Below are 24,273 nucleotides of genomic sequence, written 5' to 3'. Positions count from 1 at the left end.
CGAGCCAGACCATCGGGTGCGGCGGCAAGGGATGCTCCGCCTCGATGGTCAGCCATCATTTTTTCGATTAGCAGTGAAACGAGAGAGCGAATGAAAGCACTGGTCAGCGTCAAGCGAGTGGTGGACTACAACGTCCGCGTACAGGTGAAGTCTGACGGCTCGGGTGTCATCACCGAAGGCGTCAAACATTCGATGAATCCGTTCGACGAAATCGCAATGGAAGAAGCGGTTCGTCTGAAAGAGAAAGGCAAACTGACCGAGATCGTCGCGATCACGATCGGTGGCGCCAAGAACGAAGAAACGCTGCGCTCGGCGCTGGCGTTCGGTGCGGATCGCGCGATCCACATCAAGGAAGAAGGCGACGTGCAGCCGCTGACGGCCGCGCGTGCGTTTGCCGCTGCGCTGAAGAAGGAAGGCGCGCAGGTGTTCTTCGCGGGCAAGCAGGCGATCGACGACGACGCCAACCAGACCGGCCAGATGGTCGCTGCGCTGCTCGACATCGCCCAGGCGACGTTCGCGTCCAAGGTCGAACTCGATGGCGGCAAGGCCGTGGTCACGCGTGAAGTCGACGCCGGTCTGGAAACGCTGGAAGTCGATCTGCCGGCGGTGATCACCACCGACCTGCGTCTGAACGAGCCGCGCTACCTGAAGCTGCCGGACATCATGAAGGCGAAGAAGAAGCCGATCGAAACGGTCACCTTCGCCGACCTGGGTGTCGAAAAGGGCGCCGCGCTGACGATCAGCAAGACCTCGGCTCCGCCCAAGCGCAGCAAGGGCATCATGGTCAAGACGGTTGATGAACTGGTTTCCGCACTCAAGTCCAAGGGGCTCGTCTAATGAGCAAGATTCTCGTCATCGGTGAAATCTCCGACGGCAAGCTGAACTCCGGCACGGCCAAGGTCGTTGCCGCCGCCGCCCAGATCAAGGGCGACATCACGGTCGCGCTGTTCGGCGCCGACGTGTCGGCCGCTGCCGCCGACGCCGCCAAGCTCGACGGCGTCACCAAGGTGCTGAAGATCGAAAGCGCCGCCAACGCCAACCCGCTGGCCGCCGTCTACGCGCCGCAGATCGTCGAATTGGCCGCCGGCTACAGCCACGTGCTGTTCCCGGGCACCGCGTTTGGCAAGGACACCGCGCCGCGCGTCGCCGCCAGGCTCGGCGTGCAGCAGGTGTCGGACATCATGGTCGCGCACAGCCCGACCAGCTTCGATCGTCCGACCTACGCCGGCAACGCGATCGTCACCGTCGAGGCCCCGGCCGCGCCGGCGATCGTCGCCACGGTGCGTCTGGCCTCGTTCACGGCCGTCGGCAGCAGCGCCAACGCCGCGATCGAATCGGCCAGCAGCAGCGCCGCGCTGCCGTCGCACACGCGCTTCGTCAAGCTCGAAGCACAGAAGAGCGAGCGTCCCGACCTGCAGGCTGCGGCTCGCGTGGTGTCGGGCGGTCGTGCGCTGGGTTCCAGCGACGCGTTCAAGATCATCTACAGCCTCGCCGACAAGATGGGCGCTGCTGTTGGTGCATCGCGCGCCGCCGTCGACTCCGGCTACGTGCCCAACGACATGCAGGTCGGCCAGACCGGCAAGATCATCGCCCCTGAGCTGTACGTCGCCGCCGGTATCTCCGGTGCGATCCAGCACTTGGCCGGTATCAAGGACGCGCGCACGATCGTGGCGATCAACAAGGACGCCGAAGCGCCGATCTTCGAAGTGGCCGACTTCGGCCTCGTCGCCGATCTGTTCACGGCGGTGCCGGAGCTGGAAGGCAAGCTGTAATCGCAACACGCAGCGCGGCGGCAACGCCGCGCTGATGCAGTCAGTAACGGCGGCCGTTTAGGCCGCCGTTTTTTTGTGCCCGACGGTGGGGCCGTGACGGCAGTGCGTCACGACACGCATCATCGGCCGACGATGCGCGCGGCATAATCGCGCGATGGACCCTTTGCGCTATTTCGCTGCGTATCCGCCGGGCTTGCAGCAGCAAGTGCGCGAGCTGATTGATGGCCAGCGGCTCGACGGCTATCTGCAGCAGCGTTATCCCGGCCGCCATCAAATCCGCAGCGACAAGGCGCTGTACGACTACGCGATGGCGATCAAGCAGCAGTACCTGCGGTCGGCGCCGTCACCGAACAAGGTGGTGTTCCAGAATCGGCTCGATGCGGCGCGCACCATCCTGGGCTTGAACACCGCGATATCGCGCGTGCAAGGCGGACGGCTCAAGGCCAGCCGCGAAATCCGCATCGCCTCGTTCTTCAAGGATGCGCCGCCTGAATTCCTGGAGATGGTCGTCGTCCACGAATTGGCGCACTTGCGCGAGTTCGATCACGGCAAGGCGTTTTACTCGCTGTGCTGCCACATGCTGCCGGACTATCACCAGATCGAGTTCGACCTGCGCTTGTATCTGGTCTGGCATCAGCGCCAGCTCGGCGCCGCGCCCGCGCCGGATTAGTCGGCGGCGATGTCGACGCGATATGTCTCGGGCAGCATCAGCGCGCCGACGACGACGGTGACGATCGCAAACGTCAGCGGATACCACAGCCCGGCGTAACCGCTGCCGCTGGCGGCAACCAGTGCGAATGCCATCGGCGGCAGCAGGCCGCCGATCCAGCCATTGCCGGCGTGATACGGGATCGACATCGCGGTGTACCGGATCCGCGATGGAAATAGCTCGACCATCGTTGCGGCCACCGGCGCATAGGTCATCGCCGACAGTGTGCCGAGCGCCAGCAACAGCAGCACGATCATCACGTGGTTGATCTGCGCCGGATCGGCTTGGGTCGGATAACCCGCCGCGCGGATCGCCGCTACCAACTCGGCGTCGAACGCCGCGCTGCGCTGCTTGAATGTGGCTTCATCGATCGCGCTGCCTTCGAAGCTGTTGATCTCGACCGCACCGATGCGCACGCGCGCGGTGCTGCCAGGCGCGGCGTCGAGGTTGTCGTAGCTGACGCTGTGACGCGCGAGCACCGCCTTGGCGATATCGCAGGAGCTTCGAAACGCGGCGGCGCCGACCGGGTTGAACTGGAACGAGCACTGCTGCGCGTCGGCGATCACTTGCACCGGCGCGCGCTGCTGCGCCGCTTCCAGCGTCGGATTGGCGTAATGCGTCAGCCCTTGGAAGATCGGGAAATACAACAGCGCCGCCAACGCGCAGCCGCCGACGATCAGCGGCTTGCGACCGACGCGGTCCGACAGCGCGCCGAACAGCAGATTCAGCGGCGCCGCCAGCGCAACCGCGATGCCGAGTAGCAGGTTGGCGGTCAGGCCGTCGACCTTCAGCGTCTGCGTCAGGAAATACAGCGAGTAGAACTGGCTTGCGTACCATAGCGTCGCCTGCCCGGCGATGATGCCGAACAGCGCGGCGAACGCGCGCTTCAAATAGCGCCACTGGCCATACGCTTCGCGCAGCGGTGACTTCGACAGACGGCCTTCGTCCTTCATCTTCTGGAATACCGGCGACTCGTCCAGCGACAGCCGCACCCAGACCGATACGCCGAGCAGCGCTGCGGAGAGCAGGAACGGAATGCGCCAGCCCCAGTCGGCGAAGGCGGCTTCGCCCAGCAGCGCGCGCACGGCGGCGATCACGCCCAGCGACAGCAGCAAGCCCAGCGCGGCCATCGTCTGGATCCAGCTCGTGTAGTAGCCGCGCCGGCCCGGCGGTGCGTGTTCGGCCACGTAGATCGCCGCACCGCCGTACTCGCCGCCCAAGGCCAGGCCTTGCAGCAGCCGCAAGCCGATCAACAGGATCGGTGCTGCGATGCCGATGCTCGCGTACGACGGCAGACAGCCGACCAGCACCGTCGACAGGCCCATCGCCAGGATCGTGATCAGGAACGTGCGCTTGCGTCCGGAGCGATCGCCGAGACGGCCGAACACCAGTGCGCCGAACGGCCGCGCCGCAAAGCCGACCGAGAACGTCAGCAGCGCAAAGATGAACGCCGCGGTGTCGTTGACCGCTGAAAAGAAATGCCGACTGGTGATCGCGGCCAGCGCGCCGTACAGAAAAAAGTCGTACCACTCGAACAAGGTGCCGAGGGACGAGGCCACGATTACCTTGCGCTCTTCGCGGGTCATGGCCGCGTCTCCTGTGAAGCTGTTTTGGCGTGGTGCGCGATGGTAGTGCAGCCGCGTGCGCAGCCGCACCTGCGCGCCCGCCCGACGCGACTAGGCTTGCAGCATCCGCGCGCTGATCGCGTTGTGTCGGCGCAGCAGCGGTGCGAGGTCCAAGCCCGGAATCTGCCCGCCGTCGACGGTGATGCGGCCATTGATCACCGACAGCCAGGCGCGCGTCGGCGCGCACGTCAGCAGCGCGGCCAGCTTGTCGCTCTGCGCGCCAGCGTGTTCCAGCCCGTCGATGCGGAACGCCACGACGTCGGCCGCCTTGCCGGGCTCGATGCTGCCGATGTCGTCGCGCGCCAGCATTGCGGCGCCGCCACGCGTGGCGATGCGCAAGGCTTCGCGCGCCGACATCCGATCGGCGCGTGATTCAAAGCCCGGCCAGCCGACGCGTTGCAGCAGCATCGCCTGACGCGCTTCGCCGAGCATGTGGTTGCCGTCGTTACTGGCCGATCCGTCCACGCCCAAGCCGACGCGCACGCCGGCGTCGACCATCGCGCGCACGGGCGGGATGCCGCTGGCCAGAATCATGTTGCTGCTGGCGCAGGTGCAGACGCCGCTGCAGCTGTGCGCGAGCTTGGCGATGTCGGGCGCACTCGGATGCACCATGTGCGCAAACCACACATCCGGCCCGAGCCATTCGAGAGACTCGGCGTAATCCAGCGGCCGCATGCCGAAGGTCTGCAGGCAATAGCGGTCTTCGTCGAGCGTTTCGGCCAAATGCGTGTGCAGGCCGACGTGGCGATGGCTGCGCGCCATCCGCGCGCTCTGGCGCATCAACTCGGCGCTGACGCTGAACGGCGAACACGGTGCCAAGCCCACGCGGATCATCGAACCCGGCGCCGGGTCATGCCATTGCTGGATCACGCGCAGGCTGTCGTCGAGGATGTCGGCTTCGGGCTCGACCAGATGATCGGGCGGCAGGCCGCCGGCACTCTCGCCGACGCTCATCGAGCCGCGCGTCGGATGGAAGCGCACGCCCAGTTCGACCGCGGCCGCGATCTCGTCGTCGAGGCGCGCGCCGTTGGGGAACATGTACAAGTGATCGGCGACGGTCGTCGCTCCACTGAGCAGCAACTCGGCGAGCCCGACTTTGGCGCTGACGTAGACCGCCTCGGCGTCCATCCGTCCCCAGATCGGATACAGCGTCTTGAGCCAGTCGAACAGCGCCAGACCGCGCGACGTGCCCACGCTGCGCGTCAGCGTCTGGTACAGGTGGTGATGGCCGTTGATCAGCCCTGGAATCAGCACGCAGCCGCGCAGGTCGACGATGCGATCCGGCGCGCGGCTGCTGCGGTCGGCGGCTATCCACGCGTCCAGGTCGGCGCTGCTGCCGACGCGTTCGATCCATTGGTCGCGGATGAACACCGCGCCGTCGGCGATTTCGGTGCCGGCGTCGTCCTGCGTGGCCAGCACGTCGGCATGGGTCAGCAACAGCTTCATCGGGGGTACTCGGTGGATCGTTTGTAGGAATCGCAGCCGGCTGCGCCCGGCACGTGCGCGCTCACGATGCGGTGTCGGCGTCCGGCGCGACCGATGCCGGCAACACGCCATAGCGCCAGTCGAGCCGTCGCAGATAGTCGCGATACGCCAGCGACATCCGGTCGCAGGCGACCGAGACTTCGGCGCGCGGATGCAGCGGCAGCCGCTTCGGCAGCTGGTTTTCGAGGATGCCGATGTCTTGCTCGAAGATCCGGTCCTGAAACGCGCTCAGCTCCTCGTCGGTCTGTGCAAAGTCAGTGACAGCCAGCACCAGCCACACTTGGCTGCGCTCCTCGCCCAGCGGCTGCACGAACAGCGCAATGGCCTCGATGAAGCCACTTTGTTGCTGCGGCAGTTTGGTCAGCATCGCGCTAAACGGGCGCACGATGCGATAGGTGTACTCCACCTCGCTGCCTTGCGCGGCAACGCTGTTGGGTTGCGGCTGCCAGGCCATGCAGCGCGTGGCGATCAGCCCCTGGCTGCCGTCGCCGACATCGAAGTCACCGACGTCGTAGCGGCACACCTGAAGCTGCGCTGCGCTGCCGAGAATGCCGTCGTGCACGGTGCCGAAGTGCGCCATGTCGACGAAGTTCTCGACGATGCGCGGCCCGCTGGCGTTGAGCACGTAAGGTCCGCAGACATGCTTGCGCAAATGCTCGTTGGCGTACTCGGGGAACGGCGGCGGCGCTGTGTGCTGCGGGCGGCCAATGCAGGCCCAGATCAAGCCATAGGCCTCGCACACCGCGTAGGCACGCGCTGCGGCGGCCGGCAGCGGCGAGTCCGGCTGCGCGGGCACCTGCACGCATGCAGCGCTACGGCCGTCGAACGCCCAGGCGTGGTAGCGACACACCAGGTTCGCGCCATCGACGCGGCCCAGGCTGAGCCGCGCGCCACGATGCGGGCAGCGTTCGTCCCAGGCGTGGCAGCGGCCCTCGGCGTCGCGCCACAGCACCAGCTCGCGGCCGAGCAGGGAGGCGGCTTGCGTGGCGCCTGCGGCCAGCGCCGCGCTGGCACCGACCGGGTGCCAGTCGTGCTGCGGGTCCCGCATCAGGTCGGCAGCGGTGCTCACGTTGCGGCGACGTAGGCGTCGATGCGCGCGATCCATTGTTGGCGCACGGCGTCATCGAGCCAGCTGGCTTCGAACGACTGCCGCGCCAGTTGCGCCAGTTCGGCGCGGCTCAGCGACAGCGCGTCGGCAATCGCCAGGTAGTTGTCGACGACGTAGCCACCGAAATAGGCCGGGTCGTCCGAGTTGACGGTGACGCAGAGGCCGGCGCGCAGCAGTCGGCCGATGTTGTGCTGCTGCATCTGCGCGTAGACCTTGAGCTTGGTGTTCGACAGCGGGCACACGGTCAGCGGCATCCGCGTTGCGGCCAACTGCGCGACCAGCGCCGGGTCTTCATCGCAGCGCACGCCATGGTCGATGCGGCAGACGTCGAGCACGTCGATCGCGTCGCGGATGTAGGCGGCCGGGCCTTCTTCGCCAGCGTGTGCGACGCGCTTGAAGCCCAGTGAGGCCGCACGTGCGAATACGCGGGCGAACTTCTGCGGCGGATGCCCGCGCTCGGACGAATCCAGCCCGACGCCCGCGATCAGCGTGCGATACGGCAGCGCCGCGTCCAGCGTCGCTTCGGCCTCGGCTTCGCTCAAATGCCGCAAGAAGCACAGGATCAGCCGGTGGCTGATGCCGAGCTCGCGCTCGCCTTCGACCAGCGCGCGGTGGATGCCGCCGATCACGGTGCCGATGTCGATGCCGCGCGCGGTATGCGTCTGCGGGTCGAAAAAGATTTCGACGTGCACCACGCCGTCGGCCGCTGCGCGGCGCAGATATGCCGCGGTCATCGCGTGAAAGTCGACCTCGTCGCGCAGCACGTCGGCGCCGGCGTAGTACAGGTCGAGAAACGACTGCAGGTCGTCGAAGTCGTACGCGCGGCGCAGCGCGTCGACCGACGCGTAGGCCAGCGGCACGCGGTGTTTGTCCGCCAGCGCAAACACCATCTCCGGCTCCAGCGTGCCTTCGATGTGCAGATGCAGTTCGGCCTTGGGCAAGCCGCGCAGCCAGGCGGCGAGAGGGGAGTCGGGAGTCGTCATCGCCAAAGTTGTGCGCAATTCTTGCATTGGACTGTACGCAATATCGACGCCAGCATCATCCACACGGTCCCTCGGCCATGCCCCGCTTGATCCGTCTCACCTTGCTTGTCGCGGCGCTGCTGGTCCCTGCCTCGCTGCTGACGACGGCGGCGCAGGCGGCCGATGCACCACGGCGCAAAGTCATCATCGACCAGGATGCGTTCGGCCCCGCCGGCTCGAACATGCAGGCGATTTTGATGCTGCTGCAGGCGCGCGAGGCCGAGGTGCTCGGCATCGTCTGCACCAGCGGTGACGGTTGGCGCGACGAAGAAGTCGCCAACACGCTGCGCTTGCTCGAAATCGCCGGCCGCACCGAGATTCCGGTCTACGGCGGCGCGGTGTACCCGCTGGTCAATAGCCAGGCGCGCACTCAGGTTTGGGAGCGTCTGCACGGCGCGCTGTACTACAAAGGCGCATGGACCGAGACCTGGCCCGACCAGGGTGCGGTGCGGCGCACGCCGTACCACGCCGACCCGTTCCTGGTACCGCCGTCGCCGATTGGCGCGCCGCGAATCAAGCCGCAGGCCGAGCATGGCGCTGCGTTCATGGTGCGCAAGGTGCACGAATTTCCCGGTCAGGTGACGATCCTGACGGCCGGGCCGATGACCACCGTTGCGCTGGCGGCCCGGCTCGACCCGAGCTTTGCGGCCACCGCCGAGCAACTGGTGTTCATGGGCGCCAGCTTCAATCCGCAGCCGGCCGATAACGACTTCGCCAAAGAGTTCGTGCACTCGCCGCGCCGTGAATTCAACATGCGCTGGGACGCCGAAGCCGCGTCGCTGGTGCTGCGCGAGCCGTGGAAGCAGATCACCGCCGTGCCGGTCGACCCGACGACGCGCACCTTCTTCAAGCGCGAATTCATCGATCACATCGCGGCCACCGGCAAGGCGCCTTTCACACGCTATCTGGCCGACTACGGCCAGTCGTTCCCGATGTGGGACGAGCTGGCAGTCGCCGTCTGGCTGCGCCCGTCGCTGGTCACGCGCAGTCAACGCATGTTGGTCGACATCGACACCAGCTTCACCGCCGGCTACGGCGGCACGCTGAGCTGGCCGGTCGGTGGTGGCCCTGGCCTTGGCGAGCGCGACGCGATCGTCGTGCAAGACGTCGATGTGCCCGCGTTCGAGCAGCTGACGCTCGACCTGCTGACCCGCGCCCGCCCTTGAATCCCCCGACCGTGATCGCCGAAGAGACCGTCCGCATGCACGACTTCATCCAGAACCTGCCGAAAGCCGAGCTGCACGTCCATCTCGAAGGCACGCTCGAACCCGAGCTGAGCTTCGCGCTGGCCACGCGCAACGGCGTCAAGCTCGCGCACGACACGCCCGAAGCCTTGGTGGCCGCGTATGACTTCCACGATCTGCCGTCGTTCCTGGCGATCTACTACAAGGCGATGGAAGTGCTGGTGCACGAGGCCGACTTCTACGAGATGACCTATGCGTATCTGACCAAGGCGCGCTCGCAGAACGTGCTGTACTGCGAGATGTTCTTTGACCCGCAGGCGCACACCAGCCGCGGAGTGGCGTTTGACACGGTGATTCGCGGCATCCGCCGCGCTCAGCTGCAGGCTGCCGACGAGCTGGGCATCGAGTCGCAGCTGGTGATGTGCTTCCTGCGCGACATGAGCGCGGATTCGGCGATGCAGACGCTGCTCGCCTCGCTGCCGTACAAGAGCTGGATCATCGGCGTCGGGCTCGACTCCGACGAAAAGCACAATCCGCCGATCAAGTTTGCCGAGGTGTTCGCACGCGCACGCACCGAAGGCTACAAGCTGACAATGCACTGCGACGTCAACCAGCTCGACACGCTGGTGCATATCCGCCAGGTGCTCGACGTCATCGGCGTGGACCGCATCGACCACGGCATCAACTCGCTGGAAGATTCGGCGATCTGTGCCGAGATCGCGCGTCGTGGCCTAGGCCTGACGATCTGCCCGGTATCGAATCGCTTCGTCGTGCAGAACCTGACCGGCGACGAGATTCGCCGCATGCTCGCGCTCGGTATGAAGGCCACCGTCAACTCCGACGATCCGGCCTACTTTCGCGCCTACCTCAACGAAAACCTCGCGGCACTGGTCGATGACGCGGGCTTTACCGAAGCCGAGATTCGCCAGCTGCTGCGCAACGCGTTCGACGTCAGCTGGTTGCCGGCGCCGCGCCGCGAGCATTACCTGAGCTTGCTCGGCTAGATCATCGGCGCCGTACCGCGCGCCGCCATCGTGCGGGCCGCGTGCCGGCTCCATCCACGTACTACGGGACCTCCCATGTCATTGCGTCATCTGGTTGTTGCGGCGGTGCTGATCGCAGTCGCTGCTTGTTCCAAGCCCGGCGCGACGCCGGCGCCGATCCCGGTCAAGGTCGTTGTCGTCAGCATGTTCGAGACCGGCCAGATCACCGGCGACGAGCCCGGCGAATTCCAATACTGGATCGAGCGACAGAAGCTCGACACGGCATTCCCGTTCGCGATGGGCGAGTACGAGCTGCGGATGAACGACGCCGGCCTGCTGGCGATCTGCACCGGCGGCGGCATCACCAACGCGGCAACCTCGATCATGGCGCTGGGCGCCGATCCTCGCTTCGACTTGAGCAAGGCCTACTGGCTGATCACCGGCATTGCTGGCGGCGATCCCGCCGACGTGTCGCTGGGCACTGCAGCCTGGGCGCGACATGTTGTCGACGGCGACCTGCTGTACGAGATCGACGCGCGCGAGATTCCCGCCGAATGGCCGTATGGCCTGCTGCCGCTGGGCGCCAAGAAGCCCAACGACAAGGCCGACGGCTGGACCGTCGACACGATTCATTTTCCGCTGAATACGGCGCTGGTGGATTGGGCTTATGGACTGACGCGCGACCATCCGGTTGCCGACAGCGCTGGCATCGCGGCGTTCCGCCAGCAGTTCGCCGGGTATCCGAATGCAATCAAGCCGCCGTTCGTGACGATCGGCGACACGATGTCGTCGAGCACGTATTTTCACGGCGATTTGATGACGCGCTGGGCCAACGACTGGATGAAGCTGCAGGCCGGCAGCAATGCCAACTTCATGATGTCGGCGATGGAAGACAGCGGCACCTTGACCGCGCTGCGGCGGCTGTCGCGCGCGCAGCGCATCGACATGAGCCGGGTGATGGTGCTGCGCACTGCCAGCAACTTCAGCGCGCAGCCGCCGGGCAAGGACGCCGCGTGGAGCACGACCGCGGAATATCCGGAGAAGGGCCGCCCTGCGATCGAGGCGGCTTATCAGGTCGGCAATATCGTCGTGCAGCAACTGATCACCGGCTGGGATCGCTACCGCGACCAGGTGCCATCGGCAGCGCCATCGCCCTGATCGCAGCGTGATGGCGGCACATCATCCTTGGCGCCGGCACGAGCCGCGTCGGTTGCAGCACTGAGACTTGTCCGCATGAGAACCAAAATCCTGTCGTGGTGGCCGATCGCCGCGCTGTGCGCCAGCTTTGCCGTCAACGCGGCCGAGGCGCCCGCGACGCCGCTGCACTATTCGCCCAGCGACACGATCGTGATTCTCGGCGCCGTGCCGCAAGAGATTCCGCCGTTCGTCGACGCGATGAAGGATGCGCAGAAGCGCTCGTTGCAAGGCATTCCGTACTGGCAGGGGCACATCGACGGCAAGCCGGTGGTCGTTGCGATCACCGGCATCGGCAAGACCTACACGGCGATGACGACGACGCTGTTCATCACCGAGTTCAAGCCGCGCCTGGTGTTGATGAGCGGTACCGGCGCGCGCATCGAGCCGCAGCTGCGCACCGGTGATGTGATCGTCGCCACCGTCACGCACGAGCACGACTACGGCAGCTTGACGCGCAACGACATGGTGTACCGGCCGATGAACAGTCCGGCCGACGGCAGCGAAGTGGAGAACGCATTCGCGCCGCCGTCGTCGCTGCTCAAGCTCGCCGATCAAGCGATCGCCAGCTATCGCGCGCCGCAAGTCAGCGCCAACGGTGACACGTACACGATCAAGGTGCGGCGCGGCGTCGTGTCGTCATCCGACTTGTTCGGCGTGACCCAGGCGCGCATCGACCTGCTACGCAGCCGCTTCCATACCGACATCATGGAGATGGAGTCGGCCCCGCTGGGCCATGTCTGCGAAGCGCTCGGCGTGCCTTACTTGATCGTCCGCGCTGGCAGCAACGTCGCGCAGGAGGCGCCGAACGACGACTATCTGCGACTCGGCCCGATCGCGGCGCGGCAGGCAGCGTATTTCAGCCTGCATCTGCTCAAATACCTGTAAGCGTCGTATATCTGTCGAACCTACCCATGCGGATGAGCATCATGCGGATCAACACCTTCACGCTGCGCCGCTGCGTTGCGGCGCTGGGCTTGCTGGCGGCCAGTCTGACCGGGCAAGCGGCCGAGCCCTGGTTTGAAAAGTTCAAGGCCGAGGCCAGCCCGCAGCAGCTGTACCAGTTCCTGTATGCGATGCCCAAAGGCGGCGACCTGCACCACCATCTGACCGGCGCGGGGCTCGCCGAATGGTGGTGGGACGAAGCCATTGCACAGCAGCGCAATGGCTACACCTACTACACCAAGGTGCGGATCAACAATTGCGCGGCCTACGGCACCAACGAATACAGCTTCGCGCCGTATTTGATTTTGTTCCGCAACATTCAGGGCTCGACGTACGCCGGCCTGAGCGACTGCGAGAAGGGCGAATACAAGCGACTGCAGGACCTGGATTCGACCGAACGCCAGGCCTGGCTCGACAGCATCCGGCTCGACAAGCCCTATGAGGGCCGCAACGAGTTCTTCGGCCGCCACTGGGAGCGGCTCAACGACATCGCGCGCAATCCGCACATCGTCGCCGAGATCCTGTACCGCAACATGCAGGCGTTCGGCCATGAAAATCTGCTGTATCTCGAAACCCAGGAAGGTGCCGATCACACGCTGAAGGCCGACGGCAGCGAATACAGCGAAGATGAAGTCGTGGCGATGTACTCGCGCCGCATCGCGGCGCCCGACGCCAAGGCCACTGGCGTCACTGTGCGTTTCCAGAGTTCGATCCTGCGCTTTTTGCCCAACGCCGAAGACGATCTGCGTCATCTGTATGCGTTCACCGACGCGCATCGCGAGCTGTATGTCGGCGTCAACATGGTCGGCCGCGAAGATGACGACAAAGGTCATCCGCTGCGTTTCCTGCCGACGCTGCGCGAGTTGCGGCTGCGCTATCCGGATATCGCGCTGTCGATCCACGCCGGCGAAGTCGATGAGCCCAACACCCATATCCGCGACACGCTGCTGCTCGGCGCCACGCGCATCGGCCATGGCGTCAACCTGATCAGCGATCCCGACACAATGCTGCGGATGCAGCACGGTCCGTATCTGGTCGAGATCAATCTGATCAGCAATCTGCTGCTCGAATACGTGCGCGACTATCGCCAGCACCCGTTCCCGGAATACCTGCGCACCGGTATCCCGGTGGCGCTATCGACCGACGACCGCGGCATGTGGGATTCCAACATGACCGACGAGTTCTTCGTCGCTGTTCGCGAGTTCAATCTGAGCTGGGAAGAGATTGTGCAGCTCGGTCGCAATTCGCTGATCCACAGCTTCGTCCAGGCGCCGGTCAAACAGCGGCTGCTGGCCGAGTACGACGCGCGGATCGCGCGTTATGCGGCGCAGTTCCAGAAGCAGGGCATGGCCGCGATCAAGGACGTGCAGCCGGTCAGCTACTCGTTCACCTGCAAGCGCTACCAGCTGTGCCTGCCGCGCCAGTAGGCCGGTTGTCGTCGTTGGTGACGTCTACCTGAGCCCGGCAGCATAGGCTTCGAGCTGGTCGATGCAGACGCCCCAGCCGTCGTAGAAGCCCATCTGCTCGTGTTGCTCGCGGCCGGCGAGGTCGCGGTGCAGCACGGTGGCGGTATAGCGCGTGCCGCCGGCGCCGTCGGGTGCGATGTCGATGCAGGCCGTCATCGGCATCCAGCTGTCGACGGCCGGACGCCAGTCCGCCGCCAGCGCGCTGGTGAACACCAGCCGCGCGCCGGGCTCGACGACCAGAAACGATCCCGGATTGTCGCTGACCTCGCCGTCGGGGCCGCTCATCCGCGTATGAAACGCGCCGCCGGGCCGCAGGTCGTACGCGAGCACCTCGGTGGTCCACGGCTTGGGGCACCACCAGTGCTGCAAATGCGCCGGGTCCGACCACGCCTTCCAGATCGCAGCCGGTGGCACGCGCAGCGTCCGGGTGATGACGAGGTCGAGTTCGGTGGCTTGGATCATCGGCCGGTTCCTTGGCGTTGGGTGGCGGCATTCAGTGGCAACCGAGCGTGGTTGCACGTTGCCGCGTTGCTAGGCTGATGCGCATCCCATGGTGGGTCAAGCCGCGCGCCATGCACCGTCTACTGCGGTGGCGTCGCGTTGCGATTCTTGCGTGAGTCCCAGTCTGGGACTAGCGTCGGCTATGAGAATCATCGCGGTGTCGACCCTGAAGTTGTTCTGGTCCGGCAAGTCCGAATATCAGGACGCCGAAGAAGCGACGATGGCTTGGTATCGCGAAGCGGTGAAAGCCGATTGGTCCACGCCCAGCGACGTGAAGCAGCCGTTCGGCAATGCCAGCGTCCAGAAGGACGGGCGCGTCGTTTTCAACATTGCCGGAAACAAGTACCGCCTCGTCGTTTGGATCAATTATCCGTATCGCGTTGTGTACATCCGCTTCATCGGCACTCATCGGCAGTACGACCAGATCGACGCGCAGACCATTTGAGGAGCGCACATGAATATCCGACCCATCAAGACCGAAGCCGACTACCGTGCGACGCTGCGCGAGATCGAGATGATCATGTCGGCCGAGGCGGGCACCGAAGCGGGTGACCGCCTCGACGTACTGACGACCTTGGTCGAAGCCTATGAGCGGAATCACTTTCCGATGGACCTCCCGGACGCGGTCGCTGCGATCAAGTTCAGGATGGAACAGCAAGGCCTTACGGTCGACGACCTTGTGCCTGCAATCGGCAGGAAAAACCGCGTTTACGAGGTGTTGGCTGGCCGACGGCCGCTGACGATCCGGATGATCCAAGCGCTGAACCAGCGCTTCAACATCCCGGCCGAGAGTTTGATCAATCAGCGGCTAGCGCCCAAAGCCGCGTAGCCGTCGCGGCCACAAGTCGCGCGGGCGACGATGAAACGGGCGGCTTTAGGCCGCTTTACATCAAGCCCAAAAAAACGGCGGCGCCCTGAGGCGCCGCCGTGATGACGACCCATGATGCGCAGGCCGCCTGGCCTGCTGCTGCCGCGTGTCAGCGCAGGTCGAAGCGGTCCAGGTTCATCACCTTGGTCCAGGCGGCGACGAAGTCCTTGGCGAACTTCTGGTCGGCGCCGGCTTCGGCGTAGACCTCAGCCACCGCACGCAGCTCCGAGTTGGAGCCGAACACCAAGTCCACCGGCGTTGCAGTCCACTTCAGCTTGCCGCTGCTGCGGTCGCGGCCTTCATAGACGCCCTCGGCCTTCTCGGCCTTGGACCAGCGCGTCGACATGTCGAGCAGGTTGACGAAGTAGTCGTTGCTCAGCGCGCCGGGCTTGTCGGTGAACACGCCATGCGCCTGACCATCGACGTTGGCGTTGAGCGCGCGCAGGCCACCAACCAGCACGGTCATCTCGGGCACCGTCAGCGTCAGCAGGTTGGCGCGGTCGACCAGCGCTTCGGCCGGCGAACGACCCAGGTCGTCGCTGCCGAAGTAGTTGCGGAAGCCGTCCGCCTTGGGCTCCAGAAACGCGAACGACATGACGTCGGTCTGCTGCTGCGTGGCGTCAGTGCGACCCGGCGTGAACGGCACTTCCAGCGTCATGCCGGCCTTCTGCGCGGCCTGCTCGATCGCAGCCGAACCACCGAGCACGATCAGGTCGGCCATCGACACCTTCTTGCCACCGCTGGCGGACTTGTTGAAGTCCTTCTGGACGCGCTCCAAGCGCTTGAGCACCTCGGCCAGTTCACGCGGGTTGTTGACCGCCCAGTCCTTCTGCGGGGCCAGACGGATGCGGGCCCCGTTGGCGCCACCGCGCATGTCGGTGCCGCGGAACGTGGCCGCCGAGGCCCAGGCCGTGCGAACCAACTGCGGACCGGTCAGGCCCGTGGCCAGGATCTTCGACTTCAGGCTGGCGATGTCGGCCGCGTCGATCAGCGGGTGATCGACCGCCGGCACCACGTCCTGCCAGATCAACGACTCGGCCGGGACTTCGGCGCCGACGTAGCGGGCACGCGGGCCCAGGTCACGGTGCGTCAGCTTGAACCAGGCCTTGGCGAACGCCAGCTGGTACTCGGCCGGGTTCTGCTGGAAGCGCTTGGCGATCTTCTGATAGCTCGGGTCGAACTTCAGCGCGAGGTCCGTCGTGAACATGATCGGCGCGTGACGCTTGGTCTTGTCGTGCGCATCGGGCACCAGCGAGGCGGCCTGGTTGTTGGCCGGAATCCACTGGATCGCACCGGCCGGGCTCTTGGTCTGCACCCAGTCGAACGCGAACAGATTGTCGAGGTACTGCGTGCTCCAGTTCGTCGGCGTCGCCGACCAGGCGCCTTCCAGGCCGCTGGTGATCGTGTCGGCGCCCTTGCCGGTGCCGCACTTGTTTTCCCAGCCGAAGCCCTGCTGCTCGACGCCGGCCGCTGCCGGCTCGGGGCCGACGCACTTCTCGGGACTGCGCGCGCCGTGGGCCTTGCCGAACGTGTGGCCACCGGCGATCAGCGCGACGGTTTCTTCATCGTTCATCGCCATGCGGCCGAAGGTTTCGCGGATGTCGCGCGCGGCGGCCAGCGGATCGGGATTGCCGTTGGGGCCTTCCGGATTGACGTAGATCAGGCCCATCTGTACGGCGGCCAGCGGATTGGCGAGCTTGCGATCGCCGCTGTAGCGCTCGTCGGCGAGGAACTTCTTTTCGGGACCCCAGTAGACCAGGTCGGCTTCCCAGTCATCGGGACGGCCGCCGGCGAAGCCGAAGGTCTTGAAGCCCATCGATTCCAGCGCGACGTTGCCGGCCAGCACCATCAGGTCGGCCCAAGACAGCGCGGCGCCGTACTTCTGCTTGACCGGCCACAGCAGGCGCCGGGCCTTGTCGAGGTTGGTGTTGTCGGGCCAGCTGTTCAGCGGCTCGAAGCGCTGCTGGCCGCCACCGGCGCCACCGCGGCCGTCGGCCACGCGATAGGTGCCGGCGCTGTGCCAGGCCATGCGGATGAAGAACGGGGCATAGGTGCCGTAGTCAGCCGGCCACCAGTCCTGCGAGGTCTTCATCTGGGTGGCGATGTCTTGCTTGACGGCCTTCAGGTCCAGCGCCGCAAACGCCTTGGCGTAGTCGAAATTCGGGTCCAGCGGGTTGGATTCGGCGCCGTGCTGGCGCAGCGGGGCCAGGTTCAGCTGTTCGGGCCACCAGAACTGGTTGGACCGCGGCTCAACCTCGGCAAATGCCGGTGTCAGCGGCAGCAAGGGAAGGGTGGCGACCGCAAACGCGGCCAGCAACTGCATTGGTTTTTTGTTCATCGTCTTTGCCTGTTGTTTGAAAACATGGACTTACCGAGACGAGGGCATCCTTGTCCTCCCATCGACCGGGCAGATGCTAGGCGCCCTTGATGACACTGAGAAATTGCATTTCTGTCGAAGCGGAATAGGCAGACTCAATCATTGTGCGTCGCACAATAAAGTCAGGCGATCGAGCCACCGGTCGATCGCCCGCGATCGCCGCGCCGATAGAACACATATGGACACAATGCGCCGTGATATGTAACGTTACGATCCATGACGCAATCCAGCCGAACCAGTAGTAAAGCGGGTATCCAGCCCAAGGAAATCATCCTCAAGCTGCTGATGGCCGCCGACGGTCAAGCGCTGTCCACGCGCGATGCGATCGCCGCTTGCGCGCTGTTCGGCTTGTCGGAGAACCATGTCCGCGTCGCGCTGGTGCGGCTGTCGGGCGCCGGCATGATCGCGGCGACCGCGCGCGGTGCGTACCAGCTCGGCCCCGAGTCGGCTGAGTTGGCCGCCGAGATCACGCAGTGGCGCAGTGCCGAAGCGCGCGTGCGGCCGTGGACCGGCCACTGGGTCGTCGCGCACACGGCGACGCTGGGCCGGCGCGACCGCGCGGCACTGCGCGTGCGCGACCGCGCGCTGACGCTGCTCGGCATGCGCGAGCTGGAGCGCGGCCTGTATCTGCGCCCGGACAACTTGGTCGGTGGCGTCGACGGCGTGCGCGAGCGCCTGTATTCGCTGGGGCTGGAGCGTGATGCGGCGGTCTATGTCGCGTCTGGCCTGGACGATGAGCGCGAACGCCGCGCCCGCGGCCTCTGGGACGGCAAGACGCTGAACCGCGCCTACGACAAGACCCGCGCGCAACTCGACGACTGGCTGGCGCGTTACGCCGGGCTGGAGCGGGAAACGGCAGCGCGCGAATGCTATCTGCTCGGCGACAAGGCGATTCGCCAGCTGGTGTTCGATCCGCTGCTGCCGGACCCGCTGGTCGATACCGCGCGCCGCGCCGCGTTCACGCAGACGGTGCTGCGCTTCGACCAAGCCGGCCACGGCCTGTGGCGACAGATGGTGCTGCAGCCGATACCCGACCGCACGGCGACCGCAGCGGTGTCGCCGCTGCCGATGCACTGACGATGTGCCCGATCAACGCTGGAGTGTGACGATGACCCCGAACCGATCCACCGATCCGCGCCGGCCGCTGAAAGGCCTGCTGACGGCTTCCGAAATCACCGCGCTGACGCAGCGCTCTGACGCGCGCGGCTTGTGGGCGATCGTCTCGACCTGGGCGATCGTCGCGGCTGCGATGGCGCTGGTGGCGATCTGGCCCAACCCGCTGACGATCGTCGTGGCGCTGCTGCTGATCGCCGGCCGCCAGCTGGCGTTCGGCATTCTGCAGCACGAGGCAGCGCACGGCACGCTGTTCAAGACGCGCTGGATGAACGAAGTGCTCGCCGACTGGCTGTGTGCGCGTCCGGTCTGGCAGCACGTGGCCAAGTATCGCGCCCACCATCTGGTGCATCACACGCGCACCGGCACCGCCGACGATCCCGATCTGTCGCTGCACGCCGGCTTTCCGGTGTCGCGTGCGTCGCTGCGCCGCAAGATGCTGCGCGACATCAGCGGCCTGACCGGCTTGAAGCTGATCTTCGGCTTGGTGCTGATGGACGCCGGCGTCATCAAGTGGACCGTCGCCAACAACGTTGAGAAGCTGCCTCGCGATGGCCGCCGTTGGTGGCATTACGCCGCGAGCTTCGTGCGCGAATCGTCCGGCATGTGGCTGACCAACGCCGTGTTGCTGGCGCTGCTGGCCGCCACCAGCCATGCCTGGCTGTATCTGCTGTGGGTCGGCGCGTACATCACGCCGTTCCCGCTGCTGATGCGCATCCGCTCGATCGCCGAACACGGCGCGCTCGAAGGCGGCCCGGACGTGTTCCGCAACACGCGCACCACGCACGCCAACCTCGTCGAACGGCTGCTGTGGGCGCCCGTGCGCGTCAACTTTCATATCGAACACCACGCGCTGGCGTCGGTGCCGTACTACCGGCTGCCGCAGCTGCATGCACTGCTGCGCGAGCGCGGCGTGGTCGACGCGCCACCGAGCTACCGCCAAGTGCTGACGCAAGTCACGCGCGCGGCCTGAGCGCTGCGCTCGAACACGATTCACACATCGACAACCGTCATAAGAGGAGCGCTGCACGATGATTCCGAGAACGCTGTTTTCTGCCGAGCATCACGATTTCCGCAAGACCGTCGCGCGCTTCTTTGCCGACGAGATCGTGCCGCATCGCGAACGTTGGGAAGCGCAGCAGCACATCGACCGCCCGGTCTGGAACCGCGCCGGTGAGCTGGGCTTGCTGTGCACGACGATGCCCGAAGAATTCGGCGGCGCCGGCACCGACATCCTGTACAGCGTGATCCTGATGGAAGAGCAGGCGCATGCCGGCGATTCCGGTGTGGGCTTTGCGCTGCACAGCGACATCGTCGCGCCGTACATCAACAACATGGGATCGCGCGAGCAGAAGGCGCGCTGGCTGCCGAAGATGGCCAGCGGCGAGCTCGTCGCTGCGATCGCGATGACCGAGCCCGGCACCGGCTCGGACTTGCAGGCGGTCAAGACCACGGCCGTGTCCGACGGTGATGACTACATCATCAATGGCTCGAAGATCTTCATCACCAACGGCTACCTGTGCGACATCGCGATCGTCGTCGTGCGCACCGGCAACACCGGCGAAGGCGCCAAGGACCTGTCGCTGGTCGTCGTCGAAGCCGATCGTCCCGGCTTCACCAAGGGCCGGCCGCTGAAGAAAGTCGGTATGCACGCGCAGGACACCTGCGAGCTGTTCTTCGACAACGTGCGCGTGCCTAAGGCCAACCGGCTCGGCGCCGAAGGCATGGGCTTCATCATGCTGATGCAGGAGCTGGCTTGGGAGCGGTTGATCATCGCGATCACCTCGGTTGCCGGCGCCGAATATGCGCTGAAGCACACGCTGGACTACGTGCGCAACCGCAAGGTATTCGGCAAGCCGGTTGCCCACTACCAGAACACGCGCTTCAAGCTGGCCGAGATCAAGGCGCAGATCGCGATCGCCCGCGTCTATGTCGATCGCTGCATCGAAATGCAGCTGAAGAAGAAGCTCGGCGTCGACGATGCGGCCACTGCCAAATACTGGACATCGGACCTGCAGTGCAAGGTCATCGACGAATGCCTGCAGTTGCACGGCGGCTACGGCTACATGGCCGAGTATCCGATCGCGCGTGCCTGGGCCGATTCGCGCGTGCAGCGCATCTACGGCGGCACCAACGAGATTATGAAGGAGTTGATCGCGCGCACGCTGTAGCGCCCCGCTGTCGGCATGCCGGGGAATCAGTCCCCGGTATGCGTCAACACATGGTCGATCGCGGCGCAGATCGCGGCGACCTGCGCCGCGATGCACTGCTCCGGCGTGGCCCGCGCGCTATCGGGATAGACCTCGGTCGTGGTCCGGTAGCGCGCGTTCGTCATGCCGGCACACAGCCCGAGGCGTGCGAGCGGGTAGTGAATCACGCCGGGCGACACCACCGGTGAGCCGATGATCTGGCCGCGTGCGTCGGCCGGTGCGATATGCGTGACCCGCGACACCGCGTCGATGATCGCCTGCTGAAACGCCGGCTGCGGCTGTTCGCTGTCGTCGACCAGATAGAAGCCGTCCGGAATCTCGCCGGGGTCATGCTCGACGCCGTCGCGCGCGGCCAGCGCCGGCCGGAACTCGCTCTCGTCGGTGTCGGTGGTTTCGTGCAGGTCGATATGCATCTGCCACGACGCCGACGACGACGCCACCCAGCGCATCAGCGCCGCCGATTCCGGCGTGCCGCCCGCGCCGCTGAACGAGCGATTTGGATCGAGTGCCTGCGGATTCCAGCGTTGAATGGTCTCGTAGGCCCAGGGGCTGACGCAGGGCGCGATCAGCAGATTGACGCGGCCCAGATAATCACCCGCCGCCGTCTGCGCAAAACGCAGCGCGCCGTGGACGCCACTGGTTTCATAGCCGTGTACGCCGCCGGTGATCAGCACGCTCGGCCGGTGGGCCTGCCAGCCGGGACTGCTCAGCGCGTACAGCGCGTAGCCTTCGGCTGGATAACCGTCCGCCACCGCGTCGAGACGGCCGTATTCGCTAACGGTGTAGCGCGGCCGCAGCGTATCGATCACGGCCACGACATCGTCGGCATAGCGCCGCTGCCGTCGTTGCCGCGCGCGCCAGATCGCCACTTCGTTCGGCCCCCAGGCCTGACCGGGTGTGCCGATGGATTCGAAAGAGGTCGTCGTCATCGCAGTCTGTCGTCGAGGATCAGCCGCCACGTTATCACCGCGCGCGCCGGCGTCGAGCGTGGCGTGGTGGTGTTGAACGCGCGTGTGCTTCAGCGGCTGCGGCGCTGCCCGCTGAACCAGCGTGACTTGATCCATTCCAGTGCCAGCAAGCTGATCAGGCCGATCAGCGCGCTGTGGCCCAGATCGTCGGCGTGCAGGCGGCCAAAGTGCAGCAGCCGGCTCGCTGGTGGCCAGTACAGCGCCGCAGCGAGCATCGCGCTGACCGCCACGATCAAGATCCACAGCGGCCGGTTGGGTCGCCGCAGCAGCTGCCGCAAGGACGCCGAACGCGACAGGTTTACCAGGATCAGCCCGACGTTGATCAACACCAGCGCGGTAAATGCCAGCGCCCGCAGCTCGGTCTCCGGCATCGACAGACGCGCCGCACCGATCAGCGTCGCAGCCATGATCGACAGCGCGACCACGCCTTGCAGCACGGCCCAAGCGATGCGCCTGGGCTGCAGCAGCGACGCGGTCGGATCGCGCGGCGGACGCTGCATCACATCGGCCTCCTCGGCTTCGGCCTCGAAGACAACCGAGCAGGCCGGATCGATCACCATTTCCAGGAATGCGATCAGGATCGGCGTCAGGATCAGCGGCAGCCCAAGGATCAGCGGCAGCAGTGCCATACCCGCGATCGGAATATGGACGGCCACGATGTACTCGATTGCCTTGCCGAGGTTGTCATAGATCCGGCGACCCAGGCGGATCGTCGTGACGATCGAGCCGAAGTCATCGTCGAGCAGCACGATCGCGGAGGCTTCGCGCGCCACATCGGTGCCGCGACCGCCCATGGCGATGCCGATGTGCGCTGCCTTGATCGCCGGAGCATCGTTGACGCCGTCACCGGTCATCGCGACGATCTCGCCGTTGGCTTTCAGGTTTTGCACGATGCGCAGTTTTTGCGCCGGTCGAATCCGCGCGAACACCGAGACGGTCTTCAATTGCTCGGCGAGCTGTCGATCGTCGAGCGCATCCACCTGATCCCCGCTGAGTGCCGCACTGGCGGGTAGTCCGGCCTGCGCGGCAATCGCCGATGCGGTGGCGGGATAGTCGCCGGTGATCATGATCACGCGGATGCCGGCGCTGCGGCATTGGGCCACGGCGTCGGGCACGTTGTGACGCAGCGGGTCGGCAAAACCGATCAGTCCGCAGAACACAAAGCCGGCGCCGTCCGGAAGCCGATCCGCAAACGTCGCCAGCGACGCGGCGTCGTTGATTGCGCCGGTGTCGGTGCAGCAGGCGATCGCGAGCATGCGGACGCCTCGCTGCGCTTGTTGCTCCGCAAGCGCCTGCACGTGAGCGCGCTGCTGTGGCGTCATCCGGCACAGCGTGGCGATGGCTTCGACCGCGCCCTTGGCGTACGCACCGGTGCCGCTGGCTTCGCGCAGTACGTTGGCGACCGCAAAAAAATCGGGACGCAGCCCGTAGGCGCGCTCCACGCGACGGTTAGCGTAAGCCTGTGCCTGCTCGGGAATGTGATCCGCGGCCAGTGCGTGAATCGCCAGATCCATCGGATCGCGAGGCTGTTGCGGGCAGGCGTACAGCGCCGCGACCAGCGCGCGTCGTAGTCCGTCATCAGCCGCAATGGCGGACTCGGTGGCGGCGCCGTCGGCGCTCCATCGAGCGTCACGCGCTTGCAGATCGATCACGCTCATCCGGTTTTCGGTCAGCGTGCCGGTCTTGTCGGTACACAACACGGTTGCGGCGCCGAGCGCTTCGATTGCGGATGCGCGCCGCGTCAGCACACGGACCTGCGAGATACGCCAGGCCCCCATCGCCATAAAGACCGCCATCACCAACGCAAACTCTTCCGGCAGCATCGACATGCCGACGGCGATACCGCCCAGCGTTGCCTCCAGCCAGCTGCCGCGCAGCCAGCCGTACAGCAGCACCGTCAGCAAGCCGACCAGCGCGCCGCCGATGGCGAAGTCGCGTACCAGCCAGTGGATCTGCCGCTTCAAGTGCGGTTGCTCGGTCTCGATGTCGCCGAGTGTGCGGCCGATCTTGCCGATCTCGCTGCGCAGTCCCGTGGCGACGACACGGGCCGTGCCGCTGCCGCGAAGGATCAGCGAGCCGGCGTAGAGCAGGCTGCTCTCGTCGCCATCGACGGGTCGCGTCGCGTGCGAACCGTCGAGCGCGACTTTGCGCACCGGTACCGATTCACCGCTGAGCAGTGATTCGTCGACCATCAACTCTTCGGCCGACAGCAGCCGTGCGTCGGCAGCCACTCGGTCGCCTTCGCCGACCATCAGCAGGTCGTCGCGAACGACGTTGCGGCCCGCGATGGTTACCGGCTGGCCGTCCCGGATCACGCGTGCTCGCGGGCTGGCGAGTTGACGCAGCGCGTCGAGCACGCGTTCGCTCCGCAGTTCCTGCACGACCGTGATGCTGACCGACAGACCGGCGAACGCGATCAGCATCACGGCCTCGGCGCGATCACCGATCAAGAGATAGACGAGCCCGCCGGCCATCAGCAGCGCAAACATCGGCTGTCGCAGCACTTCGGCGGCGATCCGGATCGCGCTTCGGCGTTGGGCGGCAGGCAACTCGTTGTAGCCGTCGGATGTCAGCAGCGCGGCGGCTTCGGCGGTGCTAAGACCGGTGCGGGAAGAGCCGCCCGTGTCCATCGGGTCGTGCGGGCTGTCCATCGGGGCGTCCTGATCGGGCCGAAGGGCCGGCAAGCCACTGTAGTCCGCATGGGCCGAGCCAGGGCTGATCGGGATCAAGCGCGGGTGGCGTC

Annotated in this window: 21 protein-coding genes; 13 read left to right on the top strand and 8 right to left on the bottom strand. The window is 65.8% G+C overall.

Annotation, left to right across the window (positions count from 1 at the left end; genetic code table 11):
* Nucleotides 1-90 precede the first annotated feature (90 nt).
* The 3 genes from BUB09_RS12845 to BUB09_RS12835 all read left to right on the top strand — a co-directional run bounded on the left by BUB09_RS12845 (nt 91) and on the right by BUB09_RS12835 (nt 2,442).
* On the top strand, nt 91-837 hold the full coding sequence (locus tag BUB09_RS12845) for an electron transfer flavoprotein subunit beta/FixA family protein (protein ID WP_072898133.1): 747 nt from the start codon (nt 91-93) through the stop codon (nt 835-837).
* A complete protein-coding gene (locus tag BUB09_RS12840; protein ID WP_072898132.1) occupies nt 837-1,772 on the top strand; it encodes an electron transfer flavoprotein subunit alpha/FixB family protein in 936 nt (311 codons plus the stop codon). Before BUB09_RS12845 ends, BUB09_RS12840 begins: the two co-directional genes overlap by 1 nt.
* Nucleotides 1,773-1,926: 154 nt before the next feature.
* Complete coding sequence (locus BUB09_RS12835) at nt 1,927-2,442, top strand: M48 metallopeptidase family protein (RefSeq protein WP_072898131.1); 516 nt, start codon at nt 1,927-1,929, stop codon at nt 2,440-2,442.
* Here the strand turns inward: BUB09_RS12835 and BUB09_RS12830 are convergent.
* The 4 genes from BUB09_RS12830 to BUB09_RS12815 form a co-directional block, all read right to left on the bottom strand.
* Entirely contained in the window at nt 2,439-4,067 is a 1,629-nt protein-coding gene (locus BUB09_RS12830) for an MFS transporter (RefSeq protein WP_072898130.1), read from the bottom strand. The two genes, BUB09_RS12835 and BUB09_RS12830, sit on opposite strands and share 4 nt — an antisense overlap.
* Before the next feature lie 90 nt (nt 4,068-4,157).
* Complete coding sequence (locus BUB09_RS12825; RefSeq protein ID WP_072898129.1) at nt 4,158-5,552, bottom strand: 8-oxoguanine deaminase; 1,395 nt, start codon at nt 5,550-5,552, stop codon at nt 4,158-4,160.
* A gap of 61 nt (nt 5,553-5,613) precedes the next feature.
* Nucleotides 5,614-6,660: a Rieske 2Fe-2S domain-containing protein gene (locus tag BUB09_RS12820; RefSeq protein ID WP_217650301.1), complete on the bottom strand. Its 1,047-nt coding sequence runs from the start codon at nt 6,658-6,660 to the stop codon at nt 5,614-5,616.
* A complete protein-coding gene (locus BUB09_RS12815) occupies nt 6,657-7,682 on the bottom strand; it encodes an adenosine deaminase (RefSeq protein ID WP_072898309.1) in 1,026 nt (341 codons plus the stop codon). Before BUB09_RS12815 ends, BUB09_RS12820 begins: the two co-directional genes overlap by 4 nt.
* Nucleotides 7,683-7,759: 77 nt before the next feature.
* Between BUB09_RS12815 and BUB09_RS12810 the strand changes: the two genes are divergently transcribed.
* From BUB09_RS12810 to BUB09_RS12790, 5 genes are all read left to right on the top strand, one after another.
* Nucleotides 7,760-8,887, top strand: a complete 1,128-nt coding sequence (locus BUB09_RS12810) for a nucleoside hydrolase (protein WP_084083415.1) — start codon at nt 7,760-7,762, stop codon at nt 8,885-8,887.
* 35 nt (nt 8,888-8,922) lie between these two features.
* The gene (gene add, locus BUB09_RS12805) at nt 8,923-9,909 is read left to right on the top strand and encodes an adenosine deaminase (RefSeq protein WP_072898307.1); all 987 of its coding nucleotides are present in this window, start codon (nt 8,923-8,925) and stop codon (nt 9,907-9,909) included.
* Between the two features lie 75 nt (nt 9,910-9,984).
* Entirely contained in the window at nt 9,985-11,046 is a 1,062-nt protein-coding gene (locus BUB09_RS12800) for a purine-nucleoside phosphorylase (protein WP_072898128.1), read from the top strand.
* Between the two features lie 75 nt (nt 11,047-11,121).
* On the top strand, nt 11,122-11,970 hold the full coding sequence (gene mtnN / locus BUB09_RS12795) for a 5'-methylthioadenosine/S-adenosylhomocysteine nucleosidase (protein ID WP_072898127.1): 849 nt from the start codon (nt 11,122-11,124) through the stop codon (nt 11,968-11,970).
* 41 nt (nt 11,971-12,011) lie between these two features.
* Entirely contained in the window at nt 12,012-13,454 is a 1,443-nt protein-coding gene (locus tag BUB09_RS12790) for an adenosine deaminase family protein (protein ID WP_072898306.1), read from the top strand.
* 24 nt (nt 13,455-13,478) lie between these two features.
* On the opposite strand, the gene BUB09_RS12785 is transcribed toward BUB09_RS12790, so the two are convergent.
* The gene (locus BUB09_RS12785) at nt 13,479-13,955 is read right to left on the bottom strand and encodes an SRPBCC family protein (protein ID WP_072898126.1); all 477 of its coding nucleotides are present in this window, start codon (nt 13,953-13,955) and stop codon (nt 13,479-13,481) included.
* Nucleotides 13,956-14,136: 181 nt separating this feature from the next.
* On the opposite strand from BUB09_RS12785, the gene BUB09_RS12780 reads away from it, so the two are divergent.
* Nucleotides 14,137-14,439: a type II toxin-antitoxin system HigB family toxin gene (locus BUB09_RS12780; RefSeq protein ID WP_072898125.1), complete on the top strand. Its 303-nt coding sequence runs from the start codon at nt 14,137-14,139 to the stop codon at nt 14,437-14,439.
* Nucleotides 14,440-14,448: 9 nt separating this feature from the next.
* A complete protein-coding gene (locus BUB09_RS12775) occupies nt 14,449-14,823 on the top strand; it encodes a helix-turn-helix domain-containing protein (RefSeq protein WP_072898124.1) in 375 nt (124 codons plus the stop codon).
* A 148-nt stretch (nt 14,824-14,971) separates the two neighbouring features.
* On the opposite strand, the gene katG is transcribed toward BUB09_RS12775, so the two are convergent.
* Nucleotides 14,972-17,200, bottom strand: a complete 2,229-nt coding sequence (katG, locus tag BUB09_RS12770) for a catalase/peroxidase HPI (RefSeq protein WP_072898123.1) — start codon at nt 17,198-17,200, stop codon at nt 14,972-14,974.
* Nucleotides 17,201-17,455: 255 nt separating this feature from the next.
* On the opposite strand from katG, the gene BUB09_RS12765 reads away from it, so the two are divergent.
* Genes BUB09_RS12765 through BUB09_RS12755 form a run of 3 tightly spaced genes read left to right on the top strand, consistent with a single transcriptional unit; the run spans nt 17,456 to nt 20,523 of the window.
* Nucleotides 17,456-18,316, top strand: coding sequence for a PaaX family transcriptional regulator C-terminal domain-containing protein (locus BUB09_RS12765; protein ID WP_072898122.1), 861 nt, complete (start codon nt 17,456-17,458; stop codon nt 18,314-18,316).
* A 31-nt stretch (nt 18,317-18,347) separates the two neighbouring features.
* Nucleotides 18,348-19,325 carry a fatty acid desaturase family protein gene (locus tag BUB09_RS12760; protein WP_072898121.1) on the top strand — a complete coding sequence of 326 codons (978 nt, stop codon included), beginning with the start codon at nt 18,348-18,350 and terminating at the stop codon, nt 19,323-19,325.
* 58 nt (nt 19,326-19,383) lie between these two features.
* Nucleotides 19,384-20,523 (top strand): acyl-CoA dehydrogenase family protein, encoded by a 1,140-nt coding sequence (locus tag BUB09_RS12755; protein ID WP_072898120.1) that lies wholly within the window; start codon nt 19,384-19,386, stop codon nt 20,521-20,523.
* 26 nt (nt 20,524-20,549) lie between these two features.
* On the opposite strand, the gene BUB09_RS12750 is transcribed toward BUB09_RS12755, so the two are convergent.
* On the bottom strand, nt 20,550-21,491 hold the full coding sequence (locus BUB09_RS12750; RefSeq protein WP_072898305.1) for a M14 family metallopeptidase: 942 nt from the start codon (nt 21,489-21,491) through the stop codon (nt 20,550-20,552).
* Nucleotides 21,492-21,580: 89 nt separating this feature from the next.
* On the bottom strand, nt 21,581-24,181 hold the full coding sequence (locus BUB09_RS12745) for a cation-translocating P-type ATPase (RefSeq protein ID WP_217650300.1): 2,601 nt from the start codon (nt 24,179-24,181) through the stop codon (nt 21,581-21,583).
* Nucleotides 24,182-24,273 lie beyond the last annotated feature (92 nt).

The sequence above is a fragment of the Hydrocarboniphaga daqingensis genome, assembly GCF_900129825.1.
Lineage (GTDB): Bacteria > Pseudomonadota > Gammaproteobacteria > Nevskiales > Nevskiaceae > Hydrocarboniphaga > Hydrocarboniphaga daqingensis.
Note: the sequence above shows the minus strand (reverse complement) of the source record. Positions and strands in the feature narration are given on the sequence as shown.

Excerpts from the sequence above, each read along its gene's own strand:
- BUB09_RS12845 (WP_072898133.1), top strand. The coding sequence starts at position 91 with ATGAAAGCACTGGTCAGCGTCAAGCGAGTGGTGGACTACAACGTCCGC.
- BUB09_RS12840 (WP_072898132.1), top strand. The coding sequence starts at position 837 with ATGAGCAAGATTCTCGTCATCGGTGAAATCTCCGACGGCAAGCTGAAC.
- BUB09_RS12835 (WP_072898131.1), top strand. The coding sequence starts at position 1,927 with ATGGACCCTTTGCGCTATTTCGCTGCGTATCCGCCGGGCTTGCAGCAG.
- BUB09_RS12830 (WP_072898130.1), bottom strand. The coding sequence starts at position 4,067 with ATGACCCGCGAAGAGCGCAAGGTAATCGTGGCCTCGTCCCTCGGCACC.
- BUB09_RS12825 (WP_072898129.1), bottom strand. The coding sequence starts at position 5,552 with ATGAAGCTGTTGCTGACCCATGCCGACGTGCTGGCCACGCAGGACGAC.
- BUB09_RS12815 (WP_072898309.1), bottom strand. The coding sequence starts at position 7,682 with ATGACGACTCCCGACTCCCCTCTCGCCGCCTGGCTGCGCGGCTTGCCC.
- BUB09_RS12810 (WP_084083415.1), top strand. The coding sequence starts at position 7,760 with ATGCCCCGCTTGATCCGTCTCACCTTGCTTGTCGCGGCGCTGCTGGTC.
- add (WP_072898307.1), top strand. The coding sequence starts at position 8,923 with ATGCACGACTTCATCCAGAACCTGCCGAAAGCCGAGCTGCACGTCCAT.
- BUB09_RS12800 (WP_072898128.1), top strand. The coding sequence starts at position 9,985 with ATGTCATTGCGTCATCTGGTTGTTGCGGCGGTGCTGATCGCAGTCGCT.
- mtnN (WP_072898127.1), top strand. The coding sequence starts at position 11,122 with ATGAGAACCAAAATCCTGTCGTGGTGGCCGATCGCCGCGCTGTGCGCC.
- BUB09_RS12790 (WP_072898306.1), top strand. The coding sequence starts at position 12,012 with ATGCGGATCAACACCTTCACGCTGCGCCGCTGCGTTGCGGCGCTGGGC.
- BUB09_RS12785 (WP_072898126.1), bottom strand. The coding sequence starts at position 13,955 with ATGATCCAAGCCACCGAACTCGACCTCGTCATCACCCGGACGCTGCGC.
- BUB09_RS12780 (WP_072898125.1), top strand. The coding sequence starts at position 14,137 with ATGAGAATCATCGCGGTGTCGACCCTGAAGTTGTTCTGGTCCGGCAAG.
- BUB09_RS12775 (WP_072898124.1), top strand. The coding sequence starts at position 14,449 with ATGAATATCCGACCCATCAAGACCGAAGCCGACTACCGTGCGACGCTG.
- katG (WP_072898123.1), bottom strand. The coding sequence starts at position 17,200 with ATGAACAAAAAACCAATGCAGTTGCTGGCCGCGTTTGCGGTCGCCACC.
- BUB09_RS12765 (WP_072898122.1), top strand. The coding sequence starts at position 17,456 with ATGACGCAATCCAGCCGAACCAGTAGTAAAGCGGGTATCCAGCCCAAG.
- BUB09_RS12760 (WP_072898121.1), top strand. The coding sequence starts at position 18,348 with ATGACCCCGAACCGATCCACCGATCCGCGCCGGCCGCTGAAAGGCCTG.
- BUB09_RS12755 (WP_072898120.1), top strand. The coding sequence starts at position 19,384 with ATGATTCCGAGAACGCTGTTTTCTGCCGAGCATCACGATTTCCGCAAG.
- BUB09_RS12750 (WP_072898305.1), bottom strand. The coding sequence starts at position 21,491 with ATGACGACGACCTCTTTCGAATCCATCGGCACACCCGGTCAGGCCTGG.
- BUB09_RS12745 (WP_217650300.1), bottom strand. The coding sequence starts at position 24,181 with ATGGACAGCCCGCACGACCCGATGGACACGGGCGGCTCTTCCCGCACC.